Below are 13,960 nucleotides of genomic sequence, written 5' to 3' on the forward strand. Positions count from 1 at the left end.
CCTAGATCTGGTTCTTCAGGTCCGCCACGGAGTTCAGCACCTGGTTGGGGCGGAACGGATACGCGGCAATGTCATCCTTGTGCGTGATGCCGCTGAGGACCAAGACGGTGTGCAGGCCCGCTTCCATGCCGGCGATGATGTCCGTATCCATCCGGTCACCGATCATGGCGGTGGTCTCGGAGTGTGCATCGATCTGGTTCATCGCGGAGCGGAACATCATGGGATTCGGCTTGCCCACAATGTACGGCTCGCGGCCGGTGGCCTTGGTGATCAGGGCCGCGATGGCACCGGTGGCGGGCATGGGGCCGTCCTTGGAGGGGCCGGTGGCATCCGGGTTGGTGGCGATGAACCGGGCACCTGCAAGGATCAGCCGGATGGCCATGGTGATGGCTTCGAAAGAGTACGTGCGCGTCTCGCCAAGCACCACAAAGTCCGGGTTCTGGTCGGTGAGGATGAAGCCGGCCTCATGCAGCGCCGTCGTGAGCCCCGCCTCACCGATCGTGTAGGCGCGGTTGCCGGACTCTGAGCCCCGCACCTGGTCCTTGAGGAACTGCGCCGTGGCCAGCGCCGAAGTCCAGATGTTTTCCTCCGGAATTTCCAGGCCGGAGGAACGCAGGCGGGCGGCAAGGTCGCGCGGGGTGAAGATGGAGTTGTTGGTCAGCACCAGGAAGCGCTTGGACGTATCCACCCACCGCTGGATCAGTTCCGCGGCGCCGGGGATCGGCTGGTTCTCGTGGACCAGGACGCCGTCCATGTCCGTCAGCCAGCACTCGATCTCCTGGCCGCTGCGGTAAACCGCGGGGTTTGCTGCTACCTGGTCTTCTTCTGCCACGTTTACCTCCACCGGTGATGAATGCTCCAGTGCTCCAGTCTAGTGTTGAGGGGTGAACCAAACGCCCGGCCTGCCAGACGAACCCCGCCACGAGCCCGGGGAGGCCGAGCCCGCAAAGGCGGAGGTCGGCGTCGGGCCCTGGGAAGGCGAACTGCCCGAAGGCGACCACTGGGACCCTGACCTCCTTGCCGACGGGGACCGCCGCAACGTCCTGGACAAGTACCGCTACTGGAAGCACGAAGCGATCGTGGCGGAGCTCGATTCCCGGCGGCACAACTTCCACGTGGCCATCGAGAACTGGCAGCACGACCTGAACATCGGCACGGTGGTGCGCACCGCCAACGCCTTCCTCGCCAAAGAGGTGCACATCATCGGCCGGCGGCGATGGAACCGCCGCGGCGCCATGGTCACCGACCGCTACCAGCACGTCCGCCACCACCCCACGGTCGAGGACTTCGTCCAGTGGGCGCAGGGGGAGGGGCTGGCGATCATCGGCATCGATATCTTCCCGGACTCGGTTCCCCTGGAGACATACGAGCTGCCGCGCGACTGCGTGCTGGTCTTCGGACAGGAGGGCCCGGGCCTGACCCCCGAAGTCCACCAGGCCGCCGCCGCCACCCTGTCCATCGAGCAGTTCGGCTCCACCCGGTCCATCAACGCCGCTTCGGCAGCCGCCATCGCCATGCACGCCTGGATCCGGCGGCACGTGTTCAACCAGCACGTCTGAGTGTTACCGAGCGGTGACCCGAAACACCCTCGTGGTCCGGGAATGGCTAGGATGGTGCCTAGCCGTAAGCGGTCTACTTGAGGGTCTTCCACCCACAGACGAAACTCAGCAGAGGAGCCAGCATGCCCATTGCAACCCCAGAGATCTACTCCGAAATGATCGACCGCGCGAAGGCGGGCGGCTTCGCATACCCGGCCGTGAACGTCACGTCCTCGCAGACGCTCAACGCAGCGCTCCGCGGCTTCGCCGAGGCGGAGTCCGACGGCATCGTCCAGGTTTCCACCGGCGGTGCGGCCTACTGGTCCGGCGCATCCACCAAGGACATGGTTGCCGGTTCCCTGGGCTTCGCAGCCTTCGCCCGCGAAGTAGCCAAGAACTACGGCGTCAACGTCGCCCTGCACACGGACCACTGCCCCAAGGACAAGCTGGACGGTTTCGTCCTGCCCCTGCTGGCTGCTTCCGAGGCTGAGGTCAAGGCCGGCCGGAACCCGCTGTTCAACTCCCACATGTGGGACGGCTCCGCCGAGACCCTCCAGGAAAACCTGCGCATCGCCCGCGAACTGCTCGGCCGCACTGCTGCCGCCAAGATGATCCTCGAAGTGGAGATCGGCACCGTTGGCGGCGAGGAGGACGGCGTCGAAAACGCCATCAACGACAAGCTGTACACCACCGTTGAGGACGCCCTGGCCACCATCGATGCCCTCGGCTCCGGTGAAAACGGCCGCTACATCACGGCCCTGACCTTCGGCAACGTCCACGGCGTCTACAAGCCCGGCGGCGTCAAGCTCCGCCCGGAGATCCTCAAGGACATCCAGGCCCAGGTGGGTGCCAAAATCGGCAAGGACAACCCGTTCGACCTCGTGTTCCACGGCGGCTCCGGCTCCTCCGACCAGGAAATCGCCGACGCCGTCTCCTACGGCGTGATCAAGATGAACATCGACACCGACACCCAGTACGCCTACACGCGTCCCGTTGCTGACCACATGTTCAAGAACTACGACGGCGTCCTGAAGGTGGACGGCGAAGTGGGCAACAAGAAGACCTACGACCCCCGCGTCTGGGGCGCCTCCGCCGAAGCCGGCCTGGCAGCCCGCGTGGTGGAAGCCACCAAGCAGCTCGGTTCGGCCGGAAAGACCTTCTAGATGTCGGACGAGTTCCGCCGGAACCTGATGGGGCCGGAGCCCACTCTCCTGCCTGCCGAAACCGAGGTGAACGCGCAGCTTGAGGCCGGCCAGGAGGCCCTGGACCTGGTGGCGAAGCACCCAACGTCCTCGCTCCTGTGGGCCGTCCTGGCTGAGGAGGCGTGGACGGAAGGCCGCACCATCGACTCCTACGCCTATGCCCGGGTGGGTTACCACCGTGGACTGGATGCGCTGCGCCGCAACGGCTGGCGCGGCGTGGGGCCCATCCCCTGGGAGCATGAGCCAAACCGCGGGTTCCTGCGGGCCCTCTACTCCCTGGGCCGGGCCTCGTCGGCCATCGGCGAGGCTGAAGAGCCGGAGCGGATCGAGAAGTTCCTGAACGATTCCGACCCCACGGCAAAGGCAGCCATCGAGGGCGAATAACTCCCTGGGCCCACGCCCGCACTGTTTCCTGGTGCAGATTGCCAGGGAGGGGTTCGGGCTGCGAACGACGGCGGGCGGTCACCTTTCAATGAGAAGGTGACCGCCCGCCGTCGTATCCGGCCTGGAATGCGCCGTCCCTCGTTTCGGTTAAAAGAATCGAAGGGCCAGGGGCGGAAAGGAGGAGCTGCGCGAAGCGTGGGAAAGCAGGAGAAAGCGCGTCTCAGGTTCTGTGACTACTACTCGTGGATGTCGTACGCCGACTTCACCACCTGGGTTGAAGCCGAAGACGAATCGGCCCCGGGAATTTCGTTTACCGAGTCCGATGCCACAGGCTGAGCGGCGCAGGTCTTAAGGTTTGGCAATACCCGTGCGGGCCATGGCGTCTGCATAGGCAGTGCGCATGTCCTCCAGGTACTCCTCCTGGCGGGCCGGGGAACCGGCGAAGGCGCGGCCGCTCAGCGAGCGGACCTTGTAGGTCTTCAGGCCGCGGCGCCAGAGGAGGGGCACCTCGGTCTTCAACAGCAGGTTGGCCAGGCGGTTGGCTTCGGTGCCATGCGCCACGATCACCGAGGCGCGGGGGACCAGGGCCAGGAACTTCAGCAGGGGCTTCAGGCCTGACTGGATCTGGTCCGGAGTGAACTTGCCGTTGGGTTCGCCCGGGACGTGCCAAGGGTGGACGTTCCACGGCATGACGAACTCCGGGCGCAGGCCAAGCTTCCACTGGATCCCCAGCATGCGGGTAACAGCGTCCTGGTCGCCGGGGGTGATGAACCCGGACGGATCCACCTCGCCGATGTTGGAGAACAGGCTGATAATGCGGCATTCCTCCACGTCGTGCATGGGGTCCACGTAGGGCACCACGGTTCCGGGCTTGGCCTCCTGCAGGGAATCACACAGTTCGTTGACGGCGGCAACGCTGGGTTCGTAGCGGCGGCTCATGAGCTGTTCGTGGAATGTTTCGGGTGCCAGGGCTGTCATGAAGTGCTGGATCTCCTGCGGGGATTGGCGTTGCTGCCGCCACGGACATGGGCGCACGGCGGCACGGCACATCAGTGGCGGTTGATTGGGGTGGACCAACTCCTGGTCGGCCTACTCCAGTTTAGCAAGCCCAGGCAAGCGAAACGCCGGCCGCCCCTTCCGGTGATGGAAGGCACAGCCGGCGCGTCGGTGCGGGAGCGGCTAGAAGAGGCGCTTCGAGGCGCGGCGGGCACCCTCACCCAGTGCCTCCAGCTTGGCGAAGGCGATCTGCGGGTGCACCCTGCCGCCCAGGCCACAGTCGGTGGAGGCAATGACGTTCCCGCGGCCCACGAGGTCCGCAAAGCGGACGATCCGGTCCGCCACCAGGTCCGGGTGCTCCACCACATTGGTGGCATGCGAAACAACGCCCGGGATGATCACCTTGCCCTCGGGGAGCTTTGTGTCCTCCCACACCCGCCATTCGTGTTCGTGGCGGACGTTTGCCGCTTCAAAGGAATAGGCGCCGGCGTTGACCTGAAGCACAGAGCCGATGATGTCGGCGAACGGGATGTCCGTGGTGTGTGGGCCGTGCCAGGATCCCCAGCACACGTGCAGCCGGATCTGCTCCTGCGGCAGGCCGCGCAGCGCCCAGTTGGTCGCTTCGACGCGCAGCTGGATGAACTTCAGGTAATCGTCCAGGGATGGCTCGGGATTGATCTGGTCCCAGCTTTCGGCCAGGGACGGATCATCGAGCTGCACCGTAAGGCCGGCCTCGATGATGGCCTTGTATTCCTCCCGCATGGCATCAGCGCAGGCGTAGACGAGTTCCTCGTCGCTCTTGTAGTAGTCGTTGGCTACCCGCGCGCATGAGCCGGGGGAGAGGGAGGCCACGAAGCCATCCGTGAGGCCTGCGGCGGCGAGCCCGGTCTTCAGGTTCCGGATGTCCGAGGCCACCAGGTCCTGGCCCGTGTAGGTCAGCGGTCCGGCGATCTTGGGCTGGGCAACGCTCCTGCGGTGGGTGAGGATGCCGGATGCGGGATCGCTGTAGGCCTCGTTGAAGGCCTGCCGGTCGCGCCGGTCCGGGAACGAGGTCAGGACAACGTTGCCGGGGGACGAGCGGCGGACGCCGGACTCGGCCCAGCGGTCCACGGTGGTTGGCTCAAGGCCCCCGAGCCGGGCGAAGGAGTAATTCCACCACGCCCCGTAATCCACCGAGCTGGACATGGTGTGCCCGTACTCGCCGTCGTTGGGGATGTCGATGCCAAGGTCCTTCTGGCGCTGCACCACGTCCACTACGGAGGCTTCGAGGAGTTCCAGGAATTCCGGCGTGATGCCGTCGGCTTCCTTGGCGGCGTTGGCCGCAATGAGTTCAGGGGTGCGGGGCAATGAACCGGCGTGGGTCACGCGGATATGGTCGGTGTTCTGGGACATGCTGGAATCTTCCTTTCCATCGGTCCTGGCAGTAGCACCTTCGGCCGGCAGGAGTCTGCCGGGACGTGGTTGCTGCGGCGTCATTGAGCCAGGTCTCTCGGCCGCTCCGGATGGTTCACTCTCAGATAAATCGACGCGCGTGGAGCCGCGCAAATCCGCACCGCTTTATGTCGTGGGCATGTCCGGCCGGCCGCCGGCGGTGGGACCGGAACGTACTTACAGTGTTTGTCCAGTATATTGACAGGTTTCGTTAAGCTTGGTTGGCTGAATGTCACATGCCTCCGCTGCGACGGAGCGGCGGATGCCACCCGAGCACTTGAAAGAGGTAACTGTGACGAAATCCCTCAGGACCCTTGCCGTTAGCGGAGCCCTCGCGCTCGCTGTCGTCGCAGCAGGTCCGGCGCCCCTGGCCGGCGCCGTAGGCGAAGGGCCTTCCTACGACGGCAACGGCCAGATCACCACGTCGAAGCTGGCCACCTACGACCAGATGGTCTCGTTCCTGAAGGACCAGGATGCGCGCCAGCCCGCCATGGAGCTGGAGGTCATCGGCCAGACCGTCAAAGGCCGCGACATCCACCTGGTCAAGTACATATCGGACCCGGCCAAGCCCACCATCCTGTATTTGACCCAGCAGCACGGCAATGAACAGCTCACCACCGAGGGTGCCCTCGAGTTCGTCAAGCACCTGGGCACGGGCAAGTCGGCAGGCATCCTGGACGGCGTGAACATCCTCATCGTGCCCATGCTCAACGCGGACGGTGCCATGGGGGATGTCAACTTCTCCCTGGACGACTACCTTGCCAAAGGGGACCGCCACCTCACCCGCTACAACGCGGAGGGCGTGGACCTGAACCGGGACCATGTGGCCAAGGTCCAGCCGGAGACCCAGGCGCTGCACAACAACGTGATGCGCAAGTACCGCATTGACTACATGATCGACCTGCACCACCAGGGCACCCGCGCCGAGCGCGACGGCAAGCTGGTTTCCGGCTCCATCCTGTACCCCACCACCCCGAACGCCGACCCCTCCGTCGTCGAGAAATCAAAGCGGCTCGGCGCCGTTGTCTTCAACAACGTTGACTCCACCGGCTGGGGCCACCTGGGCAGGTACCAGGGCGGCAGCGCCGAGACCATCAGCCGCAACGGCATCTCCGTGGAATACGGCATTGCCACCCTGCTTTTCGAGATGCGCGGCATGTCCGACCACTACCTGGATGGTTACGCGCTGGGGCAGCGGAGCAATGGCTACCTGATCAAGCAGACGGTCACCACGCTGGCGTCCACCGCCGCGGCCATCGCGGATGGATCCATTGCCGACGCCGACACCTCCTTCTGGGACACGCTCGCCGAGCAGACGTCCCGGCCCGCGGGGGAGGCCGAGGACGAGTAGGAGGCCCGGCGCCCGCCGCGGCCCATATTTGCGAAAGGGCCGCGGCGGGCCACAACAGTGGACAAAGTGCCCCATCGGCTAAACTTGGGTGGTAAGAGCCCCGGAACTCTTGCTTCGCCGTGCCGTGCTGCGGCTGTGCGAAGGCCGGTATGTTCGGGGCATTCTCATGAACGGCGCTGCATGGGCCCGCCACCAGGTGGCTGGACCCGGGCAGCCCGAACGAATGGGGGAGGATCCCATGCCAGCAATTGTGATCGTAGGAGCCCAGTGGGGCGACGAAGGAAAAGGCAAGGCCACCGACCTTTTGGGCGGCCGTGTTGACTACGTCGTCAAGCCCAATGGCGGCAACAATGCCGGGCACACCGTCGTCGTAGGCGGTGAAAAGTACGAACTCAAGCTGCTGCCGGCAGGCATTCTCAGCCCCAACGCTGTTCCCATCATCGGCAACGGCTGCGTGGTGAACCTCGAAGCCCTCTTCCAGGAAATCGATGGGCTCCAGGCCCGCGGTGCGGACACCTCGAAGCTGCGGGTTTCCGCCAACGCCCACCTGGTGGCCCCGTACCACCAGGTCCTGGACAAAGTGACCGAACGCTTCCTGGGCAGCCGCGCCATCGGCACCACCGGCCGCGGCATCGGCCCCGCCTACATGGACAAGGTGGCCCGGCTGGGCATCCGCGTCCAGGACGTCTTTGACGAATCCATCCTCCGCCAGAAGGTGGAAGGCTCGCTGCGCCAGAAGAACGAACTCCTGGTCAAGGTCTACAACCGCCGCAGCGTTGTCGTGGACGAGATCGTGGACTACTTCCTGTCCTTCGCCGAGCGGCTCCGTCCGCTGGTCATCGACAGCACCCTGGTCCTGAACACCGCGCTGGACGAGGGCAAGGTGGTCCTGATGGAAGGCGGCCAGGCTACGTTCCTGGACGTGGACCACGGCACCTACCCGTTCGTGACCTCCTCCAACCCCACCGCCGGCGGCGCGTCGGTTGGCTCCGGCATCGGGCCCACCCGCATCTCGCGCTCCATCGGCATCATCAAGGCCTACACCACCCGCGTTGGCGCCGGCCCGTTCCCCACGGAACTCTTCGACGAGATGGGCATGTACCTGCAGAAGACCGGCGGCGAATTCGGCGTCAACACCGGACGCCCGCGCCGCTGCGGCTGGTACGACGCCGTCCTGGCCCGGCATGCCTCCCGCGTCAACGGCTTCACGGACTACTTCGTCACCAAGCTGGACGTGCTCACCGGCATCGAACAGATTCCCGTGTGCGTGGCCTACGACGTGGACGGCGTCCGGCACGATGAAATGCCCATGACGCAGACCGAGTTCCACCACGCCAAGCCCATCTTCGAGTACTTCGACGGCTGGACCGAGGACATCACCGGGGCACGCACCCTGGCGGACCTGCCGGAGAACGCCCGGAATTACGTGCTGGCCCTTGAGAAGCTCTCCGGAACCCGGTTCTCCGCCATCGGCGTGGGCCCGGACCGGGACCAGACCATCGTGGTGAACGACCTCATCAACGACTGACACTCCCCAGGGCAGCATGACGACGGCGGCAGGCCACCTTTGCGGGTGGCCTGCCGCTTGTGCGTCCCGGGACGTTCGGCCCCGGGTGGAAAAGCAATTTACACAGGCTTAACGCGCACGGTCTTGTGAGGCTGCACGCGTACCGGCAAGACTCGGTAGTACCCCCTGGTGCCCAAGGAAGGATCGTCATGGCCGGAAAATTTGAAGCATTCATTGACGCTGATTCGTTGTTCCGGTTCCGGCTCCTGGCCCCGGATGGCGCAGTGGTGGCTGTCTCCGGGCCGTACCAGGACAAGCAGGCCCTGGCGGCAGGGATCGCTGCCGTGCGTGAGTGCGCCGGCACCGGCCTGGTCACCGACCTCTGTCCCGCCGGGGCCGTATCCCGTCCCGCAACCGTGCCCGTAGCGGCAGCCGCCGCCGTTCCCGCGGAGCTGCCCTCCGCCGTCGTACCTGTCTGTAGCGACGAGCGCCTGCCCGCCAGGCTGCACTTTTTCGCGCTGGCCAAGGCATCCCGCAGGCAGGCGACGCCGCCCCGGTGGACCAGGGCAGCTGCCCGCTGACAGCCGCGGAACGGCTGCCAAAAAAGTTTTTGAAATCGCGTAACCCTTTGGGGGTACGCAGCGATTACCCCTATGAAGTGCCGGTCTGGAACCTGTCCCCCATCACGTTCCAGACCGGCTCTTTTGTTTTCCGCCCAGCCGGCTTCAGGTGCCGGGAGCCCGCAATGGCCCGCTTACCCGGCGCCGTGGCGCTTCCGGCAGCGGTTGTTACTGAAGGGTAAAGTAGGGGCAGCGTTCCGGATGTACTGAGCGTTCACCTTGCCAACTCCCTCTTTGACGGAAAGCACTACGTCAGTGACCGATGCACAGACAGACGAGGCTCCGGACCAGCCAACTCCCGGGACCGCTGCCTTCAGCCTCGTCTACAAGACGTACGCGTCGCAGGTGCTGGGCTATCTCACCGCCCGGGGAGTCGAGGATCCGGAGGCCGCCATGCAGGAAGTGTTTCTTTCCGTCCTGCCCAGGCTCGACAGTGTCCGCGGAGGGGATGCAGGGCTGCGTACCTTCATTTTCTCCGTTGCCCATGCGCGGATGGTGGACGACCACCGCCGCCAAAGCCGAAGCCCGCTCAAACTGCCGTTCGAGCCAGAGCTTGACCAGCGCCAGGACAGCTCAGCGGAAAAGCTGGCGCTGGAGCGCATCTCACCCCGGGAAGTCCTCGGGCTGCTGGACGGGCTGCCGCAGGACCAGCGGGACGTGTTGTCGCTTCGCCTGGTGGGTGGCCTGACAGTGGAACAGACCGCGGAAACCATCGATAAGAGCGCCGGTGCCGTGAAACAGCTCCAGCGGCGCGCGCTGCTGAAACTTCGGGAACTTGCGGCAGTGAAGGAGTATCTCACGCCATGACGTCCGCTTCGACTAATCTCATCGCCCTTGTCGACGACATGCTCCAGGACGCCGGTGCAGCCCAGGATGCGGAACTCCGTGACACCCTGGTCGCGCTGGGCGCCCTGGCCTCACTGCCCGTACCCGCGCCCACCGGCGAGCTTGCCGCGATGCTGGCAGCAGGAGGTCCGGCAGAAGACGCCGCTTCCGGGAATCTCGAGGGTGAGCAGCGGGTTGAGCAGCCGGGTACCCACCGGGGTGCGCGGCCGGGCGATGAACTGGCGCGCCGCCGCCGTCGGCACCGCCCCACCGCGCTGGGCCTGGTCCTCGTGGCGGGAATGGGGCTGGGCGTTGGCGGAGTAGCCGCCAGCTCCACCGCTCCCGGAGGCAGCCCCATTGAGCACGTGCTGACGGAATGGATGCCGTGGAACCATACGACCGACGCCGCGTCGGCCGTCTCCTCCACCGACGGCGGGCCAGACGTGGGCGCGGAAGGGGAAGTCACCCAGTCCGGCGCAACTGCCGCACCGGCTGGGGCTGCGGACGCGTCACACCGTGCGTCCCGTTTCCTGCGCGATCCTGCCGGCCTGTTCGGCGGCACCCGCACGCCGGCGTGTGCCGGCCCCGTCAAGCACGACGCCGGCACAGGTCCAGGGAACTGCGGGGCCGAACCCGGGGCTGCTGCAGTGGGTGGAGCCGTCGGCGGCATGGATGGCAGCGGACGGGCTGTGCCGGCGGGAACCCCGGCGGATCCGGCTGCGGCCGGACCGGGCAAGGCCGGGGCGCCGGCACCGGCTACTGTGGCAGGCGGCGTGGACCCGGCCGGGACGGCGCAGAAGGCGGCCGGTTCCGCTGCCACCACCGGCCGGGTGCCGGGCCAAGGCCAGCCACAAAACCCAGGGACGCAGGAACCAGGGACACAGGGCGCAGAGGGTTCAGAGTCGCAGGGCACAGGCCCCAAGGCCGCCACCCCGCTGAAGTAGCTGAAGCATGACAGGACGGGCAGCGTAGGCTGATCCCATGGGCCACACGAACGATCCCGCAGTCATCGAACGCCTTCTGCGAACCAAGGGCCGGTGGGCCATCGTCGGACTCACCACCAATGAGTGGCGCTCCGCCTACGACGTCTCGCTGATGATCCGCGACCGGCTCGGCATGGAGATCATCCCCGTCAACCTGAACGGCGACACTGTCCACGGCGAACCCGGCTATCGCACCCTCGGCGACATCCCGGCGGATAAGCAGCCCATCGACGTCGTGGACTGCTTTGTGAACTCGCAGAAGGTGGGCAGCGTGGTGGACCAGGCCATTGCCGCCGGGGCGAAAGCCGTGTGGCTGCAGCTGGGGGTCATCGACGAGGCAGCGGCGGAACGTGCCAAGGCGGCGGGGCTGGACGTGGTGATGAATCTGTGTCCGGCGCAGCTTGCCTGGAAGTACAACCTTTAGCGCTTTATCAACTCCGGATAGTGCCGTTCGGTCACGTCCGGGTGTGCCCGCATCCGGCCCTTGAGCATGTTGAGGCCGAACGATGCCAGGAGCGGGTTGTCCGGATCGTCCGTGATACCCCGGGCAGCCGCCTTTAGCTCGGGTGCCAGGGGGACGGGCTCGATGACCGCGTCGAGCCGCGGCGACCAGAAGAACGGCACCGAGTACCGGTCGACGCCCGGTGGCGGTGCCTGGACGCGGTGGATGGTCGCCGCCAGGTATCCCTCCGTGGCTACTTCGAGCATCTCGCCAAGGTTCACCACCAGTGCCCCCGGCAGGGGCTCCACAGGCAGCCACTGGGTGGTTCCGGGCGGCAGCACTTCCAGGCCGCCCACGTTGTCCTGCAGCAGGAGGGTTACGAAGCCGTAGTCCGCGTGCGAGCCAACGCCCTGGTCCCCGGCCGCTTCCACCACGCCGCCCACGTAGTGGACCAGCTTGCCCATCCATGCCGGTGAATCCCGGAAGGGCCCGTCGAAGTAGTCCTCCGGCAGCTGGAGCGAAACGGCGATCGCCCTCAACAGTTCCATGCCCACGCCGGACATCAGCTCCGCCCACTCCATGGCAGCAGGCTTCAGCTCGGGGAATGTTTCATCGGGCCAGAGATTGGGACCCTGCAGCAGCCAGTAAGGCTGGCTGTCCGGGTAGTCCCGCACCGGCTCGCGCTCCGGTGAATAGTCGATCTGCTCCCGAGCGTCGGCCCGGCCCTGGGTCACCTCGGTGCCCATGCGCGTGTAGCCACGGAAGTGGGGGGAGAGGCGGTTGTCCAGCTTCATCCGCTCCTCAAGGGGCAGGTCGAAGAAGCGCTGAATAGTGTCCAGGAGCTCTTCGGCCTGTCCCGGGCGGCCAACATAACCGGTGACCTGGAAGAACCCGATGTCGTGGGTGGCGTGCCGCAGCTGGTCGATGAACTCCGGGCTGAATGTGCCGTCGGCCCGCCGGGCGGCACGCAGGTCCAGAACAGGTATGGCTCCCTGGTCGCGTGACATGTTCGCAGACTAGCACCGCGCAGGTCTGCTTTATAGGCTTCCGTTATGGACTCAAGTGCGCTGCGGAAGATCTGCCTTTCGTTTCCCGGAGCCTATGAGGATTTTCCGTTCGGACCGGAGACTTCGGTCTTCAAGGTCCGTGCCGGGACTGCCGGGGGAGCGCGGCACGAGGCTAAACTGTTTGCCCTGTCGTCCATGGACGAACGCGATTTCTACGTGAACTTGAAGTGCGAGCCGGCCCTGGCCGTGCAGCTGCGCGCGGTACACCCGGCAATCACCGGGGCGTGGCACATGAACAAGACCCACTGGAATGGTGTGCGCATCGACGGGTCGCTGCCGGACGGGATGATCCGGGACATGGTGGAGGACTCCTACGACCTTGTGGTGTCAGGCTTGAGCCGGAAGCAGCAGGATCAACTGGGGTGGGCACGCCTCGAAAGGGCAGGCGGCGATGATTGACGCGGGAAGACTCGGCTATCCGGGAATTGGCGGCACGGAGCACGGCGTCGCGCCAGTGGGGTACGACCGCGTCCTTGAGGAAGCCCGCCTGGGTACCGGCCTTGGCGTCTACCGGCGCGTGGCGGACGGCATCCTGGGCTGGGAACTGCAGCGGAGGGCTGGCCTCACGGTGCGGGCAGACTCGCCAAGGGCGGTGCCCGGGGCACACGTGGTGAGCGGTTTCGGCGTCGGGCCCTTCCGCCTGCCCGCGCCCTGCCAGGTGGTGTGGGCGCGGGAGCCGGCACCGGACGGTGTTCCCCAATCCGCCGGGTTTGGTTACGGGACGCTGCCCGGCCACCCCGCCCGTGGCGAGGAATCCTTCGAGGTGGAGATCAACAGCCACGGAGAGGTGTGGCTGCGGATCCGTGCTTTCAGCAGGCCTGCCAACTGGTTCTACGCCGCCGGCGGCCTGGTCACCCGCGCGGCACAGCGCTACGTTACTTCCCGGTACATTGAAGGGGCACGCACCCTCGCCGCGGAAGGAACATCCCTGTGATCTTTATCGTCGTCAAGTTCAAGGTCAAGCCCGATTGGTCCGGGCGCTGGCTCGATCTGGTGGCAGACTTCACCCGGGCTACCCGGGAGGAGCCGGGCAACCTGTGGTTCGACTGGTCCCGAAGTGTGGACGATCCCAACGAGTTCGTCCTGGTGGAAGCGTTCAAGGACGACGCCGCGGGAGACCATGTCAACAGCGGGCACTTCAAGAAGGCCATGGCCGACATGCCCCAGGCACTCGCCGAAACACCCAGGATCATCAGCCGCCAGCTGGACGGCGAAGGCTGGGACCTGATGGGTGAGCTCACCATCGAGTAAAGACAGGGGCGGCCATGTGGATCGGCTGGATCGAGTTCGACATCCTCCTTGGGGACGTGCAGAGCCTGAAGGAAAAGCGCTCCGTCGTCAGGCCGCTCCTTGCCGAGCTCAAACGCCGCTTCGAGGTGTCAGTCGCCGAAGTCGGGGACCATGCCCAGTACCGGCGCTCGCAGGTCGGCGTTGGCCTGGTGGCAGCTGACCGGGCCCATCTCGTGGAGGTGCTGGCCGCCGTCGAACGTTTTGTGGCAGCCCGGCCGGAGTTCGAGCTGCTCAGTGCACGGCAGCGGGAGCTGCACAGCGAGGACTGAGCCGGTCCTTAAATGCGGACGGACACCCAAAGCCTCTCTATGGGCTTGAGTGTCC

At 65.9% G+C, this 13,960-nt stretch carries 18 protein-coding genes and 1 riboswitch; of the genes, 14 read left to right on the forward strand and 4 right to left on the reverse strand.

All coding sequences use genetic code 11. The features are described 5' to 3' along the window. Window position 1: 1 nt before the first annotated feature. Window positions 2–844, reverse strand: coding sequence for an HAD-IIA family hydrolase (locus ACEN9K_RS03795; protein WP_018772231.1), 843 nt, complete (start codon window positions 842–844; stop codon window positions 2–4). Between the two features lie 40 nt (window positions 845–884). Between ACEN9K_RS03795 and ACEN9K_RS03800 the strand changes: the two genes are divergently transcribed. The 4 genes from ACEN9K_RS03800 to ACEN9K_RS03815 all read left to right on the forward strand — a co-directional run bounded on the left by ACEN9K_RS03800 (window position 885) and on the right by ACEN9K_RS03815 (window position 3,460). Beyond that, window positions 885–1,559, forward strand: coding sequence for a TrmH family RNA methyltransferase (locus tag ACEN9K_RS03800; protein ID WP_018772230.1), 675 nt, complete (start codon window positions 885–887; stop codon window positions 1,557–1,559). A 122-nt stretch (window positions 1,560–1,681) separates the two neighbouring features. After that, window positions 1,682–2,701, forward strand: a complete 1,020-nt coding sequence (gene fbaA / locus ACEN9K_RS03805) for a class II fructose-bisphosphate aldolase (RefSeq protein WP_018772229.1) — start codon at window positions 1,682–1,684, stop codon at window positions 2,699–2,701. After that, entirely contained in the window at window positions 2,702–3,124 is a 423-nt protein-coding gene (locus ACEN9K_RS03810; RefSeq protein WP_018772228.1) for a DUF3151 domain-containing protein, read from the forward strand. Window positions 3,125–3,319: 195 nt separating this feature from the next. Then, on the forward strand, window positions 3,320–3,460 hold the full coding sequence (locus tag ACEN9K_RS03815) for a hypothetical protein (protein WP_166673119.1): 141 nt from the start codon (window positions 3,320–3,322) through the stop codon (window positions 3,458–3,460). A gap of 12 nt (window positions 3,461–3,472) precedes the next feature. Here the strand turns inward: ACEN9K_RS03815 and ACEN9K_RS03820 are convergent, their stop codons facing one another. Next, window positions 3,473–4,102, reverse strand: a complete 630-nt coding sequence (locus ACEN9K_RS03820) for a uracil-DNA glycosylase family protein (RefSeq protein ID WP_134165181.1) — start codon at window positions 4,100–4,102, stop codon at window positions 3,473–3,475. A gap of 201 nt (window positions 4,103–4,303) precedes the next feature. Further along, window positions 4,304–5,512, reverse strand: a complete 1,209-nt coding sequence (locus ACEN9K_RS03825; RefSeq protein WP_495635198.1) for a cobalamin-independent methionine synthase II family protein — start codon at window positions 5,510–5,512, stop codon at window positions 4,304–4,306. A gap of 13 nt (window positions 5,513–5,525) precedes the next feature. Further along, window positions 5,526–5,629, reverse strand: a riboswitch (SAM riboswitch). Between the two features lie 184 nt (window positions 5,630–5,813). Here ACEN9K_RS03825 and ACEN9K_RS03830 point away from each other — a divergent pair. From ACEN9K_RS03830 to ACEN9K_RS03855, 6 genes are all read left to right on the forward strand, one after another. Next, the gene (locus ACEN9K_RS03830) at window positions 5,814–6,902 is read left to right on the forward strand and encodes a M14 family zinc carboxypeptidase (protein WP_495635199.1); all 1,089 of its coding nucleotides are present in this window, start codon (window positions 5,814–5,816) and stop codon (window positions 6,900–6,902) included. Window positions 6,903–7,140: 238 nt separating this feature from the next. Further along, the gene (locus ACEN9K_RS03835; RefSeq protein WP_026266160.1) at window positions 7,141–8,430 is read left to right on the forward strand and encodes an adenylosuccinate synthase; all 1,290 of its coding nucleotides are present in this window, start codon (window positions 7,141–7,143) and stop codon (window positions 8,428–8,430) included. 188 nt (window positions 8,431–8,618) lie between these two features. Further along, a complete protein-coding gene (locus ACEN9K_RS03840) occupies window positions 8,619–8,990 on the forward strand; it encodes a YegP family protein (RefSeq protein ID WP_018771838.1) in 372 nt (123 codons plus the stop codon). Between the two features lie 294 nt (window positions 8,991–9,284). Then, a complete protein-coding gene (locus tag ACEN9K_RS03845) occupies window positions 9,285–9,836 on the forward strand; it encodes an RNA polymerase sigma factor (protein WP_018771839.1) in 552 nt (183 codons plus the stop codon). Continuing rightward, a complete protein-coding gene (locus ACEN9K_RS03850; protein ID WP_495635200.1) occupies window positions 9,833–10,798 on the forward strand; it encodes a hypothetical protein in 966 nt (321 codons plus the stop codon). The genes ACEN9K_RS03845 and ACEN9K_RS03850 overlap by 4 nt, the downstream gene beginning before the upstream one ends. Window positions 10,799–10,835: 37 nt before the next feature. Next, complete coding sequence (locus ACEN9K_RS03855) at window positions 10,836–11,261, forward strand: CoA-binding protein (RefSeq protein WP_018771841.1); 426 nt, start codon at window positions 10,836–10,838, stop codon at window positions 11,259–11,261. Here the strand turns inward: ACEN9K_RS03855 and ACEN9K_RS03860 are convergent. Further along, the gene (locus ACEN9K_RS03860) at window positions 11,258–12,286 is read right to left on the reverse strand and encodes an isopenicillin N synthase family dioxygenase (protein WP_495635201.1); all 1,029 of its coding nucleotides are present in this window, start codon (window positions 12,284–12,286) and stop codon (window positions 11,258–11,260) included. The two genes, ACEN9K_RS03855 and ACEN9K_RS03860, sit on opposite strands and share 4 nt — an antisense overlap. A gap of 45 nt (window positions 12,287–12,331) precedes the next feature. Between ACEN9K_RS03860 and ACEN9K_RS03865 the strand changes: the two genes are divergently transcribed. From ACEN9K_RS03865 to ACEN9K_RS03880, 4 genes are read left to right on the forward strand one after another with little or no spacing between them, the layout of a single operon-like run. Beyond that, window positions 12,332–12,745, forward strand: a complete 414-nt coding sequence (locus ACEN9K_RS03865) for an MmcQ/YjbR family DNA-binding protein (protein WP_495635202.1) — start codon at window positions 12,332–12,334, stop codon at window positions 12,743–12,745. After that, on the forward strand, window positions 12,738–13,280 hold the full coding sequence (locus ACEN9K_RS03870) for a DUF1990 domain-containing protein (protein ID WP_478222404.1): 543 nt from the start codon (window positions 12,738–12,740) through the stop codon (window positions 13,278–13,280). The genes ACEN9K_RS03865 and ACEN9K_RS03870 overlap by 8 nt, the downstream gene beginning before the upstream one ends. Further along, on the forward strand, window positions 13,277–13,597 hold the full coding sequence (locus ACEN9K_RS03875; protein WP_018771845.1) for a putative quinol monooxygenase: 321 nt from the start codon (window positions 13,277–13,279) through the stop codon (window positions 13,595–13,597). Before ACEN9K_RS03870 ends, ACEN9K_RS03875 begins: the two co-directional genes overlap by 4 nt. A gap of 14 nt (window positions 13,598–13,611) precedes the next feature. After that, the gene (locus tag ACEN9K_RS03880) at window positions 13,612–13,905 is read left to right on the forward strand and encodes a DUF503 domain-containing protein (RefSeq protein WP_018771846.1); all 294 of its coding nucleotides are present in this window, start codon (window positions 13,612–13,614) and stop codon (window positions 13,903–13,905) included. Window positions 13,906–13,960: the final 55 nt, after the last annotated feature.

It is taken from the genome of Pseudarthrobacter sp. Pseusp20 (assembly GCF_059492155.1).

Excerpts from the sequence above, each read along its gene's own strand:
- fbaA (WP_018772229.1), top strand. The coding sequence starts at position 1,682 with ATGCCCATTGCAACCCCAGAGATCTACTCCGAAATGATCGACCGCGCG.
- ACEN9K_RS03810 (WP_018772228.1), top strand. The coding sequence starts at position 2,702 with ATGTCGGACGAGTTCCGCCGGAACCTGATGGGGCCGGAGCCCACTCTC.
- ACEN9K_RS03820 (WP_134165181.1), bottom strand. The coding sequence starts at position 4,102 with ATGACAGCCCTGGCACCCGAAACATTCCACGAACAGCTCATGAGCCGC.
- ACEN9K_RS03825 (WP_495635198.1), bottom strand. The coding sequence starts at position 5,512 with ATGTCCCAGAACACCGACCATATCCGCGTGACCCACGCCGGTTCATTG.
- ACEN9K_RS03830 (WP_495635199.1), top strand. The coding sequence starts at position 5,814 with ATGCCACCCGAGCACTTGAAAGAGGTAACTGTGACGAAATCCCTCAGG.
- ACEN9K_RS03835 (WP_026266160.1), top strand. The coding sequence starts at position 7,141 with ATGCCAGCAATTGTGATCGTAGGAGCCCAGTGGGGCGACGAAGGAAAA.
- ACEN9K_RS03840 (WP_018771838.1), top strand. The coding sequence starts at position 8,619 with ATGGCCGGAAAATTTGAAGCATTCATTGACGCTGATTCGTTGTTCCGG.
- ACEN9K_RS03850 (WP_495635200.1), top strand. The coding sequence starts at position 9,833 with ATGACGTCCGCTTCGACTAATCTCATCGCCCTTGTCGACGACATGCTC.
- ACEN9K_RS03855 (WP_018771841.1), top strand. The coding sequence starts at position 10,836 with ATGGGCCACACGAACGATCCCGCAGTCATCGAACGCCTTCTGCGAACC.
- ACEN9K_RS03860 (WP_495635201.1), bottom strand. The coding sequence starts at position 12,286 with ATGTCACGCGACCAGGGAGCCATACCTGTTCTGGACCTGCGTGCCGCC.
- ACEN9K_RS03865 (WP_495635202.1), top strand. The coding sequence starts at position 12,332 with ATGGACTCAAGTGCGCTGCGGAAGATCTGCCTTTCGTTTCCCGGAGCC.
- ACEN9K_RS03870 (WP_478222404.1), top strand. The coding sequence starts at position 12,738 with ATGATTGACGCGGGAAGACTCGGCTATCCGGGAATTGGCGGCACGGAG.
- ACEN9K_RS03880 (WP_018771846.1), top strand. The coding sequence starts at position 13,612 with ATGTGGATCGGCTGGATCGAGTTCGACATCCTCCTTGGGGACGTGCAG.